This window comes from Cellulomonas terrae (genome assembly GCF_007990265.1).
GTDB lineage: Bacteria > Actinomycetota > Actinomycetes > Actinomycetales > Cellulomonadaceae > Cellulomonas > Cellulomonas terrae.
In genome coordinates this window covers 286139-302305 of the sequence record NZ_BJWH01000001.1, presented here as the reverse complement: position 1 = coordinate 302305, position 16167 = coordinate 286139, and the positions used below count along the sequence as shown (strand labels likewise).

General features: G+C 71.2%; 13 protein-coding genes. All 13 read left to right on the top strand.

The features are described 5' to 3' along the window. Nucleotides 1-17: 17 nt before the first annotated feature. Genes CTE05_RS01465 through nuoN form a run of 13 tightly spaced genes read left to right on the top strand, consistent with a single transcriptional unit; the run spans nucleotide 18 to nucleotide 16114 of the window. Complete coding sequence (locus CTE05_RS01465) at nucleotides 18-569, top strand: NuoB/complex I 20 kDa subunit family protein (protein WP_056585957.1); 552 nt, start codon at nucleotides 18-20, stop codon at nucleotides 567-569. Then, entirely contained in the window at nucleotides 566-1351 is a 786-nt protein-coding gene (locus CTE05_RS01460) for an NADH-quinone oxidoreductase subunit C (protein WP_146844324.1), read from the top strand. The genes CTE05_RS01465 and CTE05_RS01460 overlap by 4 nt, the downstream gene beginning before the upstream one ends. Beyond that, entirely contained in the window at nucleotides 1348-2697 is a 1350-nt protein-coding gene (locus CTE05_RS01455) for an NADH-quinone oxidoreductase subunit D (RefSeq protein ID WP_146844323.1), read from the top strand. The genes CTE05_RS01460 and CTE05_RS01455 overlap by 4 nt, the downstream gene beginning before the upstream one ends. Continuing rightward, nucleotides 2694-3533, top strand: a complete 840-nt coding sequence (gene nuoE / locus CTE05_RS01450) for an NADH-quinone oxidoreductase subunit NuoE (RefSeq protein WP_146844322.1) — start codon at nucleotides 2694-2696, stop codon at nucleotides 3531-3533. Before CTE05_RS01455 ends, nuoE begins: the two co-directional genes overlap by 4 nt. Then, nucleotides 3533-4864 carry an NADH-quinone oxidoreductase subunit NuoF gene (nuoF, locus tag CTE05_RS01445; RefSeq protein ID WP_146844321.1) on the top strand — a complete coding sequence of 444 codons (1332 nt, stop codon included), beginning with the start codon at nucleotides 3533-3535 and terminating at the stop codon, nucleotides 4862-4864. The genes nuoE and nuoF overlap by 1 nt, the downstream gene beginning before the upstream one ends. Then, nucleotides 4861-7440, top strand: a complete 2580-nt coding sequence (locus tag CTE05_RS01440) for an NADH-quinone oxidoreductase subunit G (protein WP_146844320.1) — start codon at nucleotides 4861-4863, stop codon at nucleotides 7438-7440. The genes nuoF and CTE05_RS01440 overlap by 4 nt, the downstream gene beginning before the upstream one ends. Beyond that, nucleotides 7437-8786: an NADH-quinone oxidoreductase subunit NuoH gene (gene nuoH / locus CTE05_RS01435; protein ID WP_146844319.1), complete on the top strand. Its 1350-nt coding sequence runs from the start codon at nucleotides 7437-7439 to the stop codon at nucleotides 8784-8786. Before CTE05_RS01440 ends, nuoH begins: the two co-directional genes overlap by 4 nt. Then, nucleotides 8779-9618 carry an NADH-quinone oxidoreductase subunit NuoI gene (gene nuoI / locus CTE05_RS01430; RefSeq protein WP_186814688.1) on the top strand — a complete coding sequence of 280 codons (840 nt, stop codon included), beginning with the start codon at nucleotides 8779-8781 and terminating at the stop codon, nucleotides 9616-9618. The genes nuoH and nuoI overlap by 8 nt, the downstream gene beginning before the upstream one ends. Next, on the top strand, nucleotides 9615-10559 hold the full coding sequence (locus CTE05_RS01425) for an NADH-quinone oxidoreductase subunit J (RefSeq protein ID WP_146844318.1): 945 nt from the start codon (nucleotides 9615-9617) through the stop codon (nucleotides 10557-10559). Before nuoI ends, CTE05_RS01425 begins: the two co-directional genes overlap by 4 nt. Further along, a complete protein-coding gene (gene nuoK / locus CTE05_RS01420; RefSeq protein ID WP_055912062.1) occupies nucleotides 10556-10855 on the top strand; it encodes an NADH-quinone oxidoreductase subunit NuoK in 300 nt (99 codons plus the stop codon). The genes CTE05_RS01425 and nuoK overlap by 4 nt, the downstream gene beginning before the upstream one ends. 8 nt (nucleotides 10856-10863) lie before the next feature. Beyond that, a complete protein-coding gene (nuoL, locus tag CTE05_RS01415) occupies nucleotides 10864-12864 on the top strand; it encodes an NADH-quinone oxidoreductase subunit L (protein ID WP_443092658.1) in 2001 nt (666 codons plus the stop codon). Between the two features lie 14 nt (nucleotides 12865-12878). After that, nucleotides 12879-14414: an NADH-quinone oxidoreductase subunit M gene (locus CTE05_RS01410; protein WP_146844316.1), complete on the top strand. Its 1536-nt coding sequence runs from the start codon at nucleotides 12879-12881 to the stop codon at nucleotides 14412-14414. After that, on the top strand, nucleotides 14411-16114 hold the full coding sequence (nuoN, locus tag CTE05_RS01405; protein ID WP_146844315.1) for an NADH-quinone oxidoreductase subunit NuoN: 1704 nt from the start codon (nucleotides 14411-14413) through the stop codon (nucleotides 16112-16114). The genes CTE05_RS01410 and nuoN overlap by 4 nt, the downstream gene beginning before the upstream one ends. The last annotated feature ends 53 nt before the right edge of the window (nucleotides 16115-16167 follow it).

Sequence of the window (16167 nt, the reverse complement as noted above, 5' to 3'; positions counted from 1 at the left end):
TCCGCAGGAGGTTTGAGATGGGCATCGAAGAGGCACCCTCGGGGTTCCTGCTGACGACGGTCGAGGACATCGTCGGCTACTTCCGCAAGGGTTCGCTGTGGCCCGTGACGTTCGGCCTGGCCTGCTGCGCCATCGAGATGATGGCCGCGGGCGCCCCCAGGTACGACCTCTCCCGGTTCGGCATGGAGGTGTTCCGGGCGTCGCCGCGCCAGGCGGACCTCATGATCGTCGCGGGCCGCGTGAGCCAGAAGATGGCGCCCGTCGTGCGTCAGGTGTACGACCAGATGTCCGAGCCCAAGTGGGTGCTCTCCATGGGCGTCTGCGCGAGCTCCGGCGGCATGTTCAACAACTACGCGATCGTGCAGGGCGTCGACCACATCGTCCCGGTCGACATCTACCTGCCCGGCTGCCCGCCGCGTCCGGAGATGCTGATCAACGCCATCCTGGCGCTGCACGAGCAGATCCAGAACGAGCCGCTGGGCGCCAACCGCGCGGCCGCGGCCGCGGCCGCCGAGGCCGCCGCGCTGGCCGCGACGCCGACGTCGCAGATGACGGGGCTGCTGAAGTGACCGACCACAAGGCTGACGCCGCCCGGGCCGCGAAGCCGGGCGCCGGCTCGACCGAGGGGCAGACCCACACCGAGGCCGCCCTCGAGGCGGGCGCGCAGAACATCCCGGCCGACCGTCGACCGATCGAGATCGTGGACGTGCGGCGCGGCATGTTCGGCGCGAGCGGCACGGGGGACACGTCGGGCTACGGCGGGCTGGTCACCGCGATCGCGCTGCCCGGCCCGAGCGACCGGCCGTACGGCGGTTGGTTCGACGAGGTCGTCGACATCCTCGTCGAGCTCCTCGACGGGTCGGGGACGGGGTACGCGAACGCCGTCGAGTCGGTGGTCGTCGACCGCGAGGAGCTCACCCTGCACGTCGCGCGCGAGCACCTCGTCGAGGTGGCGCAGGCGCTGCGGGACGACCAGGACCTGCGGTTCGAGCTCAGCCTCGGCGTCTCGGGCGTGCACTACCCCCACGACGCCGGCCGCGAGCTGCACGCCGTCTACCACCTGGTCTCGGTGACCCACTCGCGCCGGCTCCGGCTCGAGGTCGCGGTCCCCGACTCCGACCCCCACCTGCCGTCGACGGTCTCGGTCTACCCGACCAACGACTGGCACGAGCGCGAGACGTACGACTTCTTCGGGATGATCTTCGACGGTCACCCCGCGCTGGCGCGCATCGAGATGCCCGACGACTGGCCGGGCCACCCGCAGCGCAAGGACTACCCCCTCGGCGGTATCCCGGTCGAGTACAAGGGCGCCACCATCCCGCCCCCGGACCAGCGGAGGTCGTACCGATGACCACCCAGACACCCCACAGCACGGCCCACGTCGTCGATGCGGACGCCGAGGGCGTCCCGTCGTTCGAGGCGTCGGGCGGCGACTGGTCCGACATCGCCGAGGAGGCAGCCCGCCTCGGCGAGGAGCGGATCGTCGTCAACATGGGCCCGCAGCACCCGTCGACCCACGGCGTGCTCCGGCTCATGCTCGAGATCGACGGCGAGACGGTGACCGAGGCCCGCGCGGGCATCGGCTACCTGCACACCGGCATCGAGAAGAACATGGAGTTCCGCACCTGGACCCAGGGCGTGACCTTCTGCACGCGCATGGACTACGTGGCGCCCCTGTTCCAGGAGGCCGCGTACTGCCTGGCGGTCGAGAAGCTGCTGGGCATCACGGACGACGTCCCCGAGCGGGCGACGGTCATCCGGGTGCTGATGATGGAGCTCAACCGGATCACGTCGCACCTGGTGTGCCTGGCCACGGGCGGCAACGAGCTGGGCGCGACGACGATCATGACCGTGGGCTTCACCGCCCGCGAGGAGATCCTCAAGATCTTCGAGCTGATCTCCGGGCTGCGCATGAACCACGCGTACATCCGCCCGGGCGGCGTCGCGCAGGACATCCCGCCGGGGGCGATCGACACGATCCGCGAGACCCTCGTCACCGTCCGTGGCTACTTCAAGCAGCTCGAAGACCTCATGATGGCCAACCCGATCCTGCACCTGCGCCTCAAGGACGTCGGCTACCTGGGCCTGTCCGGGTGCATGGCGCTGGGCGTCACGGGACCGGTGCTGCGGTCGGCGGGCCTGCCGTACGACGTGCGCAAGGCCAACCCGTACTGCGGCTACGAGACGTACGACTTCGACGTTCCGACCGCCGACACTGCAGATTCTTGGGGGCGTCTCGTCCTGCGCGTCGAGGAGTGCTACCAGTCGATGAGGATCGTCGAGCAGACCCTGGACCGCCTCCAGAAGATCGGCCCCGGCCCGGTCATGGTCGAGGACAAGAAGGTGGCCTGGCCTGCGCAGATGGCCATCGGCTCGGACGGCATGGGCAACTCCCTGGACCACATCCGGGAGATCATGGGCACCTCGATGGAGGCGCTGATCCACCACTTCAAGCTGGTCACCGAGGGCTTCCGCGTGCCGGCCGGCCAGGTGTTCCAGACGGTGGAGCACCCCCGCGGCGAGCTCGGCGTGCACCTGGTGTCCGACGGAGGGACGCGCCCGTACCGTGCGCACTTCCGGGACCCGTCGTTCAACAACCTGCAGGCCACGTCGATCATGTGCGAGGGCGGACAGGTGGCCGACGTCGTCGTCGCCGTCGCGTCCCTCGACCCGGTGCTGGGAGGGGTGGACCGATGAGCGTCGAGACCAGCCGGACTCACAAGACGTCGTACGACGCCGAGACGCACGCGCGGCTGACGGCCGACTCCGACGTGATCGTCGCCCGCTACCCGCAGGCGCGCTCGGCCCTGCTGCCGATGCTCCACCTGGTGCAGTCCGAGGACGGCTACGTCAGCCCGCGCGGGATCGCGTTCTGCGCGGCGCACCTGGGCCTGTCCACCGCCGAGGTGTCGGCGGTCGCGACGTTCTACACGCAGTACAAGCGGCACCCGAACGGCACGTACACGGTCGGCGTCTGCACCAACACGCTCTGCGCGATCATGGGCGGCGACGCCATCTGGGAGGACCTGTCCGACCACCTGGGCGTGGGCCACGACGAGACCACCGACGACGGGGTCATCACCCTCGAGCGCGTCGAGTGCAACGCGGCCTGCGACTACGCGCCGGTCGTGATGGTCAACTGGGAGTTCTTCGACAACCAGACGCCCGACAGCGCACGGCAGCTCGCCGACGACTTGACGGCCGGCAAGCGGGTCGTCCCGACGCGCGGCGCGGACAGCGTCTGCTCGTTCAAGGAGATGTCCCGCGTGCTCGCGGGGTTCGACGACGGGCGTGCGGACGAGGGCGTGGGCGCGGGCGTCCCGACGCTGCGCGGCGTCGAGCTGGCGCGCGCCGAGGGCTGGACCGCACCCGAGTTCCCCTCCGCGACCGCGTCCGCGGCCCCCGCCGGGGCGACCGCGCCGAAGGTCGGCGGCGAGCAGTCGAGCGCTGAGCGCCCCGCCACGACCCCGGCGGACGTCTCGCCGGCGGCCGAGCAGAAGAAGCAGTCCACCGACGACGCGAAGGAGTCGTGATGACGACGACCCTCACCCCGGTCCTCACGGACACGTGGGACGCCGACCGCTCCTGGTCGCTCGCGTCGTACGAGGACGCAGGCGGGTACCGCGGCCTGCGTCGCGCCCTGACCATGCAGGCGGCCGACGTGGTCACCATGGTCAAGGACTCGGGCCTGCGCGGCCGCGGGGGAGCGGGCTTCCCGACGGGCATGAAGTGGGGCTTCCTGCCCGCGCCCGACGGCGGACCGCGCTACCTCGTCGTCAACGCCGACGAGTCCGAGCCGGGGACCTGCAAGGACATCCCGCTCATGATGGCCAGCCCGCAGCACCTGATCGAGGGCATGATCATCACGAGCTACGCGATCGGCTGCCACCACGCGTTCCTCTACGTGCGCGGCGAGGTCCTGCACGTGTACCGCCGCCTGCTGAAGTCGATCGAGGAGGCCCGCGCGGCGGGCTACCTCGGCACGGACATCCTCGGCTCCGGGTTCGACCTGGAGATCACGCTGCACGCCGGTGCGGGTGCGTACATCTGCGGCGAGGAGACGGCGCTGCTCGACTCGCTGGAGGGCCTGCGCGGCCAGCCGCGGCTCAAGCCCCCGTTCCCCGCGGTCGCAGGCCTGTACGCGCGGCCGACGGTGGTGAACAACGTGGAGTCGATCGCGTCGGTGCCGGGCATCGTCCTGGGCGGCGCGGACTGGTTCAAGTCCATGGGCACCGAGAAGTCGACGGGGCACGGGCTGTTCTCCCTGTCCGGGCACGTGACGCGGCCGGGCCAGTACGAGGCGCCGCTGGGCATCACGCTGCGCGAGCTGCTGGAGATGGCGGGCGGCATCCGGGAGGGCCACGAGCTGAAGTTCTGGACGCCCGGTGGCTCGTCGACGCCGATCTTCACCGCCGAGCACCTCGACGTCCCGCTCGACTACGAATCGGTCGGCGCGGCGGGCTCGATGCTCGGCACGCGCGCGCTGCAGATCTTCGACGAGACCACCTCGGTGGTGCGCGCGGTGACGCGGTGGACCGAGTTCTACAAGCACGAGTCCTGCGGCAAGTGCACGCCGTGCCGCGAGGGCACGTACTGGCTGACGCAGGTGCTCCAGCGCATCGAGGCCGGCCAGGGCACGCTCGCCGACATCGACCTGCTGCTCGACCTGTGCGACAACATCCTCGGCAAGGCGTTCTGCGCGCTCGGCGACGGCGCCACCAGCCCGATCACGTCGGCGGTGCAGTACTTCCGCGACGAGTTCGTCGCCGGGACGCACACCCCCGCGGACGTCCTGTTCCCGCCGGAGCACAGCAGCCTCTTCTCGTACACGCCGAAGCACGCTCTCGTAGGGGTGCACGCATGACGATCCTGTCCTCCGGGCCGACGACCTCCCTGGTCCCCGCCGCCCCGGTCGCCGCCGCCGCGCCCGCGGGCGAGACGGTCACCTTCACGGTCGACGGCATCGAGACCGAGGTGCCCAAGGGCACCCTGGTCATCCGTGCCGCCGAGCAGCTCGGCATCCAGATCCCGCGCTTCTGCGACCACCCCCTGCTCGCCCCGGCGGGTGCCTGCCGCCAGTGCCTGGTCGAGGTCTGGGCGCCCGGTCGCGACGGCGCGCTGGCCAAGATGCCGAAGCCCCAGGCCAGCTGCACGCTCGAGGCCACGCCCGGCATGCAGGTCAAGACGCAGCACACGTCGGCCGAGGCCGACAAGGCGCAGCACGGCGTCATGGAGCTGCTGCTCATCAACCACCCGCTCGACTGCCCGGTCTGCGACAAGGGCGGCGAGTGCCCCCTGCAGAACCAGGCGATGAGCAACGGCCGCGCGAGCACCCGGTTCGTCGACGTCAAGCGCACGTTCCCCAAGCCGATCGCGATCTCGACGCAGATCCTGCTGGACCGCGAGCGCTGCATCCTGTGCCAGCGGTGCACCCGGTTCTCCGAGGAGATCGCGGGCGACGTCTTCATCGACCTGCAGAAGCGCGGGGCGAACCAGCAGATCGGCACGTTCGACACCTCGGTGCTCGGCTTCGTCGGCGAGGCGCCCCTGGGTGCCGCCGCCGAGGACACCTCGGGCCGGCCGTTCGCGTCGTACTTCTCCGGCAACACCGTGCAGATCTGCCCGGTCGGTGCCCTGACCAGTGCGGCGTACCGGTTCCGGTCGCGCCCGTTCGACCTGGTCTCCACGCCTGGCATCGCCGAGCACGACTCGCAGGGGTCGGCCATCCGCATCGACCACCGCCGCGGCGTCGTCCTGCGCCGGCTGGCGGGCGAGGACCCGACGGTCAACCAGGAGTGGATCACCGACAAGGACCGCTTCGCGTTCACGTGGCAGACCGCGCCGGACCGCATCACGACCCCGCTGGTCCGCAACGCCGACGGCGAGCTCGAGCCGGCCAGCTGGGTCGAGGCGCTCGACGTCGCCGCGGCGGGCCTGCGGGCCGCGCAGCAGCCGGACGACCCGCGCGAGACCGCGACGGGGGCCGCCGTGCTGCCCGGCGGTCGGCTCACGCTGGAGGACGCCTACGCGTACGGGAAGTTCGCGCGCGTGGCGCTCGGCACCAACGACGTCGACGGCCGGGCCCGCCCGCTCTCGGCGGAGGAGGAGACCTTCCTCGGCCACCACGTCGCCGGTCGCACGCTCGACGTCACGTTCGCGGACCTCGACCGCGCGCCCGCCGTGCTCCTCGTCGGTCTGGAGGCCGAGGAGGAGGCGGGCATCGCGTTCCTGCGCCTGCGCGACTCGGTCATCTCCCGCAAGCTCCGGGTGCTGTCCGTCGCCCCGCTGGCCAGCCGCGGCCTGGAGCGGCTCTCGGGCACGCTGCTGACCGCGGCGCCCGGGACCGAGGCGGAGGTCCTCGACGGCATCGGCACCGACCCGTCCCTGCGCGAGACCGCCGAGCTGCTCGGGACCGAGGGTGCGGTCGTCCTCGTCGGCGAGCGGCTGGCGGGTGTGCCCGGCGGCTTCTCCGCCGCGGTCCGGCTCGCGCAGCGCACCGGGGCCCGGCTCGCCTGGGTCCCGCGCCGCGTGGGCGAGCGGTCCGCGGTCGAGGCGGGCCTGCTGCCGTCGTTGCTGCCGGGCGGTCGCCCGGTGGCGGACTCCGCGGCCCGTGTCGACCTCGCGGTCACCTGGGGGGTCGAGCACCTGCCGGCCGAGCCGGGCCGATCCACCACCGAGATCCTCGCCGCGGCGCGCGCGGGCCTGCTGGGCGGCCTCGTCGTCGGTGGCCTCGAGCTCGCGGACCTGCCCGACCCGGCCATCGCCCGCGAGGCGCTCGACCGGGTCCCGTTCCTCGTCTCGCTCGAGGTCCGGCACTCGGAGGTGACCGACCGCGCGGACGTCGTCCTCCCGGTCGCGCCGCCGACCGAGAAGTCCGGCACCTTCGTCACCTGGGAGGGGCGGCCTCGCCCGTTCCCGCAGGCCCTGACCTCGCACGCGATGGCCGACCACCGCGTGCTCGACCGCCTGGCCGACGCCCTCGGGGTGGAGCTCGGGCTGCAGTCGCTCGCCTCCGTGCACGCCGAGCTGGACCAGCTGGGCGGGTGGGACGGCGCCCGCGTCGGCGCCCCCGACGTGACGGCCCCGGAGCCGCCCGCGGTGCCCGACGGGTCGGCCGTGCTGGCCACCTGGCACCAGCTGCTCGACGCCGGTCGCCTGCAGTCCGGCGAGCAGTTCCTCGCCGGGACGGCCAAGCGGCCCGTCGCGCGCATCTCCGCCGGCACGGCCGCGGCGGTCGGGGTGCAGGACGGCGGCAGCCTGAGCGTGTCGACCGACGCGGGCACGCTGACGCTGCCCGCGGTGCTGACCGACATGCCGGACCACGTGGTCTGGCTGCCGACGAACGCGGCGGGTGCGGGTGTCCGCGACGCGCTGCACGCCGACGCGGGGGCCGTCGTGCGCCTCGCCGCCGGTCCGCGAGACCTGGAGGCCCGCGCATGAGGATCCTCACCGAGGCGGTCGCGCCGGTCACGGCCGACTTCAGCGAGGACACGTGGTGGATCTGGCTGATCAAGGCCGTCGCCATCGTCGTGTTCCTGCTCACCAGCGTGCTCATCGCCATCTGGTTCGAGCGCAAGGTCGTCGCCCGCATGCAGGTGCGGCCCGGCCCGAACGTGCACGGCCCCTTCGGCCTGCTCCAGTCTCTCGCCGACGCCATGAAGCTCCTGGTGAAGGAGGACATGACGGTCAAGGCCGCGGACAAGCTGGTCTACATCGTCGCGCCGATGATCGCGGTCTTCTGCTCGCTGCTGACGTTCGCGGTCATCCCGTTCGGGCCGAACGTCAGCATGTTCGGGGTGAACACCCCGCTGCAGCTCACCGACTTCCCCGTGGCGGTGCTCTACATCCTCGCGTGCGCGGCCGTCGGGGTGTACGGGATCGTGCTCGGCGGGTGGTCCTCCGGGTCCACGTACCCGCTGCTCGGCGCGGTGCGCTCCACGGCCCAGGTGATCTCCTACGAGCTCGCGATGGGCCTCTCGCTGGTCAGCGTCTTCATCCTGGCGGGGTCGATGTCGACGTCGCAGATCGTCACGTCGCAGACCGCGGTGTGGTGGTTCCTGCCCCTGCTGCCGGCGTTCGTCATCTACATCATCTCGATGGTCGGGGAGACCAACCGCCTGCCGTTCGACCTCCCCGAGGCCGAGGGCGAGCTGGTGTCCGGGTACATGACCGAGTACTCGTCGATGAAGTTCGCGTGGTTCTTCCTCGCCGAGTACATCAACATGCTCAACGTCTCGGCCGTCGCGACCACGCTGTTCCTCGGCGGCTGGCGCGCCCCGTGGCCCATCTCGACGATCAACGACGGCATGTTCAACGAGGGCTGGTGGCCGGTCCTGTGGTTCCTGGCCAAGCTCTGGTTCTTCATGTTCGTGTTCGTGTGGATCCGGGGGTCGGTCCTGCGGTTCCGGTACGACCAGTTCATGAAGATCGGCTGGAAGCTGCTCATCCCGGCCGCACTCGTCTGGGTCGTCGCCGTCGGCGTCGTCCAGGGCGTGCGGCAGTTCTCCGGCCTGGAGCTGCGCTCGGTGCTGTTCGTGCTCGCCGGCATCGTGGTCGTCGGGCTCGTGATCTCGTTCCTCATCCCGGAGAAGAAGCAGCCGCCCGCGCCGAAGCGGCCACCCGGTCCGCAGGTGTACGACCCGTACGCCGGTGGCTACCCCGTGCCTCCGCTGCCCGGACAGGTGCTGCCGCCGTCGCCGCGCAAGCAGCGGGCCGAGGCAGCCGCCGCGGCGGCCGCAGACCAGTCGACGACCCCCCAGGTCACCCAGGAGGTGCACGGTGGCTGACCAGCGCAAGCCCGACCCGTCCGGCAAGGGCGTCCCCGCTCGCAAGCCCGCGCCGGCGCGCAAGGCCGCTCCGCCCGCGAAGGGCAAGGCGGTCGCGCCCCGCCCGTCTGCCGGCGAGGTGGCCGCGCCCGCGCCCGAGGGCTACACGTCGCTCATCGAGCCGCGCGGTGCCGTCTCCGAGTTCCTCGCTCCCGTCGGCGGGTTCGGCGTCACGCTGTCGAACATGTTCCGGCCGACGGTGACCGAGCAGTACCCGTCGGAGAAGGTGCCGGCCAAGCCGCGGTACCACGGGCGGCACCAGCTCAACCGGTACGCGGACGGCCTGGAGAAGTGCATCGGCTGCGAGCTGTGCGCCTGGGCGTGCCCCGCGGACGCGATCTACGTCGAGGGCGCCGACAACACCCCCGACAACCAGCGCTCGCCGGGGGAGCGGTACGGCAGCGTCTACCAGATCAACTACCTGCGCTGCATCTTCTGCGGCCTGTGCATCGAGGCGTGCCCGACGCGCGCCCTGACGATGACCAACGAGTACGAGCTGGCCGGTCCGACGCGTGCCGGGATGATCTGGGAGAAGGAGGACCTGCTCGCCCCGCTGCGCGCCGGGATGCTCCAGGCACCCCACCCGATGGTCGAGGGCACGACGGACACCGACTACTACCGCGGCGAGGTCACGGGCTCGACGCCGGCGCAGGTCGCCTGGGTCACGGAGCACCGGCCGGACGACCCGACGCTGCCCGGCGGCGCAGGTCTGGAGGCGGCGAACGTGCCCGGTCCGACGGCGGCCGTGATGGCGGCGACGGTGGCCGGCGCGACGAAGCAGGGCACCCGATGAGCGGGCTCGCCACCGCCCTGGTGGAGACCGGGGAGACGACCACGGCCGAGGCAGTCCTGTTCTGGATCCTCGGCCCGATCATGGTGCTCGCCGCGCTCGGGCTGCTCTTCGTCAAGAAGGCCGTGCACGCCGCGCTCGCCGTGATCGTGGTGATGATCTCGCTGGCGTTTCTCTACGTCGCGCAGGACGCGGTGTTCCTCGGGGTCGTCCAGGTGGTCGTCTACACCGGCGCCGTGATGATGCTCTTCCTGTTCGTCCTCATGCTCGTCGGCGTCGACAGCTCGGACTCGCTGGTGGAGACCATCCGCGGGCAGCGCTGGATCGGGCTGCTGGCCGGCATCGGCCTCGGTGCGGTGCTCGTCGGCGTGGTCGGCCGCGCCACCTACGGCAAGCCGTACGGTCTGAGCGGCGAGGCGGTGGACAACAACCCGACCGGGGTCGCGCACATCATCTTCGGCCAGTACGTGTTCGCCTTCGAGGTCGTCGGCGCCCTCCTCGTCACGGCGGCGCTCGGTGCCCTCGTCCTGACCCACCGCCAGCGGCTCACCCCGCGTGTCGGTCAGAAGGAGCGGGCCGACGCGCGCGTCGCGACCGGGGGCAGGCTGACCCCGCTACCGGCGCCCGGCGTCTACGCGCGGCACAACGCGATGGACGTCCCGGCCCTCGGGCCGGACGGTCAGCCGATCGAGGACTCCGTCCCGCGCGTCCTGCGTGTCCGTGGGCAGGAGGCCGACGCGGAGGAGTTCGCCGCCCGCACGGAGCGCATGCTCGCGGGGGCGTCCCAGGTGCGCGGGAACGTGCCGCCGCCGGCCGCTCCCGAGCGTGCGTCACTGAACGCGCCCGACCTCGGTGCCGCCGTGAGCGACACCGGCCAGAACGGTCCGTCGACCGGACGGTCAGCCGACAGTCCCAGCGCCCTCGGACAGGAGGACGGCAAGTGAGCCTGACCCACTACCTGGTCCTCTCGACGATCCTCTTCTCGATCGGCGCGACGACCGTCCTGCTGCGCAGGAACGCGATCATCGTGTTCATGGGTGTCGAGCTCATGCTCAACGCCACGAACCTCATGCTCGTGACGTTCGCCCGCATCCACGGCGACCTGACCGGCCAGGTGCTCGCGTTCTTCGTGATGGTCGTCGCCGCCGCCGAGGTCGTCGTCGGGCTCGCGATCATCGTGGCCATCTTCCGCACCCGGCGCTCGGCCTCGGTCGACGACATCAACCTGTTGAAGAGCTGAGGGGCGACGTGCACACCCTGACAACTCTCATGTCTGCTGGCGTGCCCGCAGTCGTGGGCACGGACACTCTCGCCCCGGCGAGCGAGACCGTGCGCGCCGGCGTGCTGCTCGTCGCGCCGCTGCTCGTGGGGCTCCCGCTGCTGAGCGCGGCGGTGCTGCTGCTGGCGGGCCGTCGGTCCGACCGGTGGGGGCACTGGCTCGGCGTGCTCGCCTCCGCGGCGTCGTTCGTGGTGGCCGCCATCGTGTTCGTCACGATGCTCCAGCGCTCCGCGGACTCGCGCGTCATCGACGTCTCCCTCGGGACGTGGATCGACGCGGGAGCGTTCCAGCTGGACGCCGGCATGCGGCTGGACCCGCTGTCGATGACGTTCGTGCTGCTGGTGACGTTCGTCGGCACGCTCATCCACGTCTACGCCGTGGCCTACATGGACCACGACGTCGACCGGCGGCGGTTCTTCGCGTACCTGAACCTGTTCGTCGCGGCGATGCTGATCCTCGTGCTGGCCGACAGCTACCTGCTGCTGTTCGTCGGCTGGGAGGGTGTCGGTCTGGCGTCGTACCTGCTCATCGGGTTCTGGAACTACAACACCGAGTACGCGGTCGCCGCCAAGAAGGCGTTCGTCGCCAACCGCATCGGTGACCTGGGCCTGATCATCGCGCTCGGGATCATGTTCGCGACCTTCGGCGCGGTCGACTTCGGGACGGTGCTCAGCGGCGCCGACGGCGGAGCGAGCGAGGGGACGCTCACCGCGATCGGCCTCATGCTCCTGCTGGCCGCGTGCGGCAAGTCGGCGCAGTTCCCGCTGCAGTCCTGGCTCGGCGACGCGATGGCCGGTCCGACGCCGGTCTCCGCGCTCATCCACGCCGCCACCATGGTCACCGCCGGTGTCTACCTGATCGTGCGGTCCGCACCGCTGTTCGACGCGGCGCCGACGGCCCAGCTCGTCGTCGTCATCGTCGGCGCGATCACGCTGCTGTTCGGGGCGATCGTCGGGTGCGCGAAGGACGACATCAAGAAGGCGCTGGCCGCCTCGACGATGTCGCAGATCGGCTACATGATCCTGGCCGCTGGGCTGGGTCCGGTCGGGTACGCGTTCGCGATCTTCCACCTGATCACCCACGGCTTCTTCAAGGCCGGCATGTTCCTCGGTGCGGGGTCGGTCATGCACGGCATGGACGACCAGGTGAACATGCGCCGGTTCGGCGGGCTCGCGCGGTACATGACGATCACGTGGCTGACGTTCATGGCCGGCTGGCTCGCCATCATCGGCATCCCGCCGTTCTCCGGGTTCTTCAGCAAGGACAAGATCATCGAGGCCGCGTTCGTGCCCGTCGACGGTGCCCCGTGGCGGGCCTGGGTGTTCGGCGCCGTCACGATGCTGGCGGCCGGGATCACCGCCTTCTACATGTCGCGCCTGTTCTTCATGACCTTCGAGGGCGAGCGCCGCTGGTCCACCAAGCGCGACGGGTCGGCCCAGCACCCGCACGAGTCCCCGAAGCTCATGACCTGGCCCATGATCGTGCTGGCCGTCGGGTCGGTCGGGCTCGGGTTCTTCCTCAACTCGGGCGGGCGGTTCGTCGAGTGGCTGGAGCCGGTGCTCGGGCATGCGGAGCACGAGGAGCCGGTGCTGCCGATCTGGGTGATCACCGTCCTGACGCTCGCGCTGGTGCTCCTCGGTGTGGTGATCGCCTGGCGCCGGTACGCGGTCTCGCAGGTCCCCGTCGTGCCGCCGGTGGGCACCGCGCTCACCCGGGCGGCCCGCGTGGACCTCTACCAGGACTCGGTCAACGACATCGCCCTGGTGGAGCCCGGTCAGGCGCTCACGCGCTCGCTGGTGTACGCCGACCGGACCGTGATCGACGGCACCGTCACCGGCGTCGGTCTGTCCACGGTCCTGCTGGGCGGGTGGGTACGGCGTCTGCAGACCGGTTTCGTCCGGTCCTACGCCGCCTCGATGCTGCTCGGCCTGGTCGTCCTCGTCGTCGTCGTCCTGCTCGTGCAGAGCTGAAGGAGCACTGAGTGATGTCGTCCTCCTTCCCCTGGCTGACCGCCCTGATCGTCGTGCCCCTGCTGGGCGCGGTCGCGATGTGGGCGATCCCTGCCGGACGCGCCCGAGCCGTCGCGCTCGGCGTCTCCCTGCTCGAGCTGGCGCTGGGCGTCGTGGCGCTCACCGCGTTCGACGTCGCCGCCGCCGGTGAGGTCCAGCTCCTCGAGGTGCACGGGTGGATCCCCGCCTTCGGGGTGTCCTACGCGGTCGGTGTCGACGGCGTGGGCCTGATCCTCGTGCTCATGTCGGTGCTGATCGTGCCGCTGGTGGTCCTGGCCGCCTGGCGCGAGCAGGGCAGCCTCACCGTGGCCACCGACCAGCTGCGCCGGTACCTCGCGCTCGTCCTGCTCCTCGAGGCGTTCATCGTCGCCGTGTTCGCGGCCCGGGACGTGTTCTTCTTCTACGTCCTGTTCGAGGCCATGCTCATCCCGGTCTACTTCATGATCGGGTTGTTCGGCGGTGCCCAGCGGCGCTACGCGGCCGTGAAGTTCCTGCTCTACTCGCTGACCGGCGGCCTGATCATGCTGGTCGCCGTGATCGCCCTGTACCTGCAGGGGCCGGGCGGGCCGCAGGGCTTCCTCACGGAGAACCTCACGGGTCTCACGCTGGACCCGACCGCCGAGAAGCTCATGTTCTGCGCGTTCTTCCTGGCGTTCGCGATCAAGGCGCCGATGTTCCCGGTGCACACGTGGCTGCCGGACGCCGCGCAGCAGGCACCCGCGGGGACCTCGACGCTGCTGGTCGGCGTGCTGGACAAGGTCGGCACGTTCGGGATGCTCACGCTGTGCCTGCCGCTGTTCCCGAACGCGTCCCGCTGGGCCGCGCCGGTGGTCATCGTGCTGGCCGTGATCTCGATCCTGTACGGCGCGCTGCTCGCCATCGGGCAGAAGGACCTCATGCGGCTCATCGCGTACACGTCCGTGTCGCACTTCGGGTTCATCGTGCTGGGCATCTTCGCGTTCACGTCGACGTCGGTCGCGGGGTCGTCGTTCTACATGGTCAACCACGGGCTCTCCACCGCCGCGCTGTTCCTCATCGCCGGGTTCCTGGTCGCCCGGCGCGGGTCGCAGCAGATCGCGGACTTCGGCGGGCTGCAGAAGATCGTGCCCGTGCTCGCGGGCACGTTCCTCGTCGCGGGCCTCTCGGCGCTGTCGCTGCCCGGGCTGTCGACGTTCGTCAGCGAGTTCCTGGTGATCGTCGGCACGTTCGCCCGCCACCCGGCCGCGGCGGTCGTCTCCAGCCTGGGTGTCGTCCTCGCGGCGATCTACGTGCTGTGGACGTACCAGCGGATGTTCACCGGTCCCGAGCGCCCCGAGCTGGCCGGCATGGTCGACGCGGGGACGCGGGAGCGGTGGGTCGTCGCGCCGCTGCTCGCCCTGATGGTCGTCTTCGGGTTCGTCCCGGGTCCGGCGCTCGACCTGGTCCGCCCACCGGCGAGCGTCACGCTCGACCAGGTCGGCGTCCAGGACCTGCCCGCCACCGCAGCCACTGAGGAAGGGAGCGACCGATGACCGAGTTCGTCGCACCGACGGTCGACTGGGCCGCGCTGAGCCCGGTCGTCATCGTGCTGCTCGCCGCCGTGGTCGGCGTGCTCGTCGAGGCGTTCGTGCCCGCCCGGGCACGCCGCACGGTCCAGCTGACCCTCGCGGTCGCCGCGCTGGCCGGGGCCGTCATCGCGGTCGCCGCGCTGTGGAACGGGGTCGAGGCGTCCGGCGGCACCGTCGTGCTCGGCGGTTCCCTGCTGGTCGACGGGCCGACGCTGGTCCTGCAGGCCACCATCGCGCTGCTCGCGCTGGTCTCGCTGCTGATCATCGCGGACCGCACGGAGACCGGGGAGGACGCGTTCGCGCCCAACGCCGCCGCCGTGCCGGGCTCCGACTACGAGGAGCTCGCGCGCCGCAAGGGGGTGCAGCAGACGGAGATCTACCCGCTGGTGCTCTTCGCCACCGGCGGCATGCTGATCTTCCCCGCCACGGGTGACCTGCTGACGCTGTTCGTCGCGCTCGAGGTGCTCTCCCTCCCGCTCTACCTGCTCACGGGCATGGCCCGCCGCCGGCGCCTGCTCTCGCAGGAGGCGTCGATGAAGTACTTCCTGCTCGGCGCGTTCTCCTCGGCCCTGCTGCTCTTCGGCATCGCCCTGGTCTACGGGTACTCGGGGTCGCTGCGGTACTCGGAGATCTCCGAGGCCACCCAGGTCCCGGGCGGCATGGACGGACTGCTGCTGGTCGGCTCGGTGCTGATCCTGTCCGGCCTGCTGTTCAAGGTCGGCGCCGTCCCGTTCCACACGTGGACGCCCGACGTCTACCAGGGCGCCCCGACCCCGATCACCGGTTTCATGGCCGCGTGCACGAAGGCCGCGGCGTTCGGTGCGCTGCTCCGGGTCGTCTACACGATGCTGCCCGGCATGGCGTGGGACCTCGGTGTGCTGCTGTGGACGGTCGCCATCCTCACGATGGTCGTCGGCACGGTCGCGGCGCTGGTCCAGACGGACATGAAGCGCGTCCTGGGCTACTCCTCGATCGCGCACGCGGGGTTCATCCTCACCGGCATCATCGCGCTGAACGAGGCCGGCATCGTCGCGGTGCTGTTCTACCTGCTCGTCTACGGGGCGGCGACCGTCGGCGCGTTCGGCATCGTCTGGCTCGTGCGGGAGCGCGCGGGCAGGCCCGACGACCCCGAGGGGAACGGCCCCGTCCTCGGCGAGGCCACGCACCTGTCGCAGTGGGCCGGTCTCGGCCGGACGCACCCGCTGCTCGCCCTGACGTTCGCCCTGTTCCTGCTCTCCTTCGCGGGCATCCCGCTGACCGCGGGCTTCGCGGGGAAGTTCTCCGTGTTCTCGGCGGCGGTCGAGGGCGGCGCGTGGCCGCTGGCGCTCATCGGCGTGCTGGCGTCGTCCGTCGCGGTGTTCTTCTACGTGCGGATCATCGTGCTGATGTTCTTCACGGAGCCCGCCGGGGCGCAGGACGAGGGCACGGGGCCGTCGTCCCTGGCTCCGTCGGCGGAGGGATTCGCCCTCGGCGGGGACTCGGCGGTCGCCGTCGAGGCGGAGCCGGTCGTGCAGGCGCGCTCGACGGTCTCGACGACGGTGGTCGGGACCGAGGGGCTCGCCGTGGTCGCGATCGCCGTCTGCGCCCTCGTGACGATCGTCCTCGGCGTGTTCCCGTCGCCGGTGCTCGACCTCATCGCGTCCGTGGCGACGTTCCTGGCATGACGCTGTGACGCGGTGACGTCGTCCTGTCCGGCGAGATCGCTGCGCCGGGATAG

Coding starts and splice junctions, on each gene's coding strand:
- CTE05_RS01465 (WP_056585957.1), top strand. CDS start 18: ATGGGCATCGAAGAGGCACCCTCGGGGTTCCTGCTGACGACGGTCGAG.
- CTE05_RS01455 (WP_146844323.1), top strand. CDS start 1,348: ATGACCACCCAGACACCCCACAGCACGGCCCACGTCGTCGATGCGGAC.
- nuoE (WP_146844322.1), top strand. CDS start 2,694: ATGAGCGTCGAGACCAGCCGGACTCACAAGACGTCGTACGACGCCGAG.
- nuoF (WP_146844321.1), top strand. CDS start 3,533: ATGACGACGACCCTCACCCCGGTCCTCACGGACACGTGGGACGCCGAC.
- CTE05_RS01440 (WP_146844320.1), top strand. CDS start 4,861: ATGACGATCCTGTCCTCCGGGCCGACGACCTCCCTGGTCCCCGCCGCC.
- nuoH (WP_146844319.1), top strand. CDS start 7,437: ATGAGGATCCTCACCGAGGCGGTCGCGCCGGTCACGGCCGACTTCAGC.
- CTE05_RS01425 (WP_146844318.1), top strand. CDS start 9,615: ATGAGCGGGCTCGCCACCGCCCTGGTGGAGACCGGGGAGACGACCACG.
- CTE05_RS01410 (WP_146844316.1), top strand. CDS start 12,879: ATGTCGTCCTCCTTCCCCTGGCTGACCGCCCTGATCGTCGTGCCCCTG.
- nuoN (WP_146844315.1), top strand. CDS start 14,411: ATGACCGAGTTCGTCGCACCGACGGTCGACTGGGCCGCGCTGAGCCCG.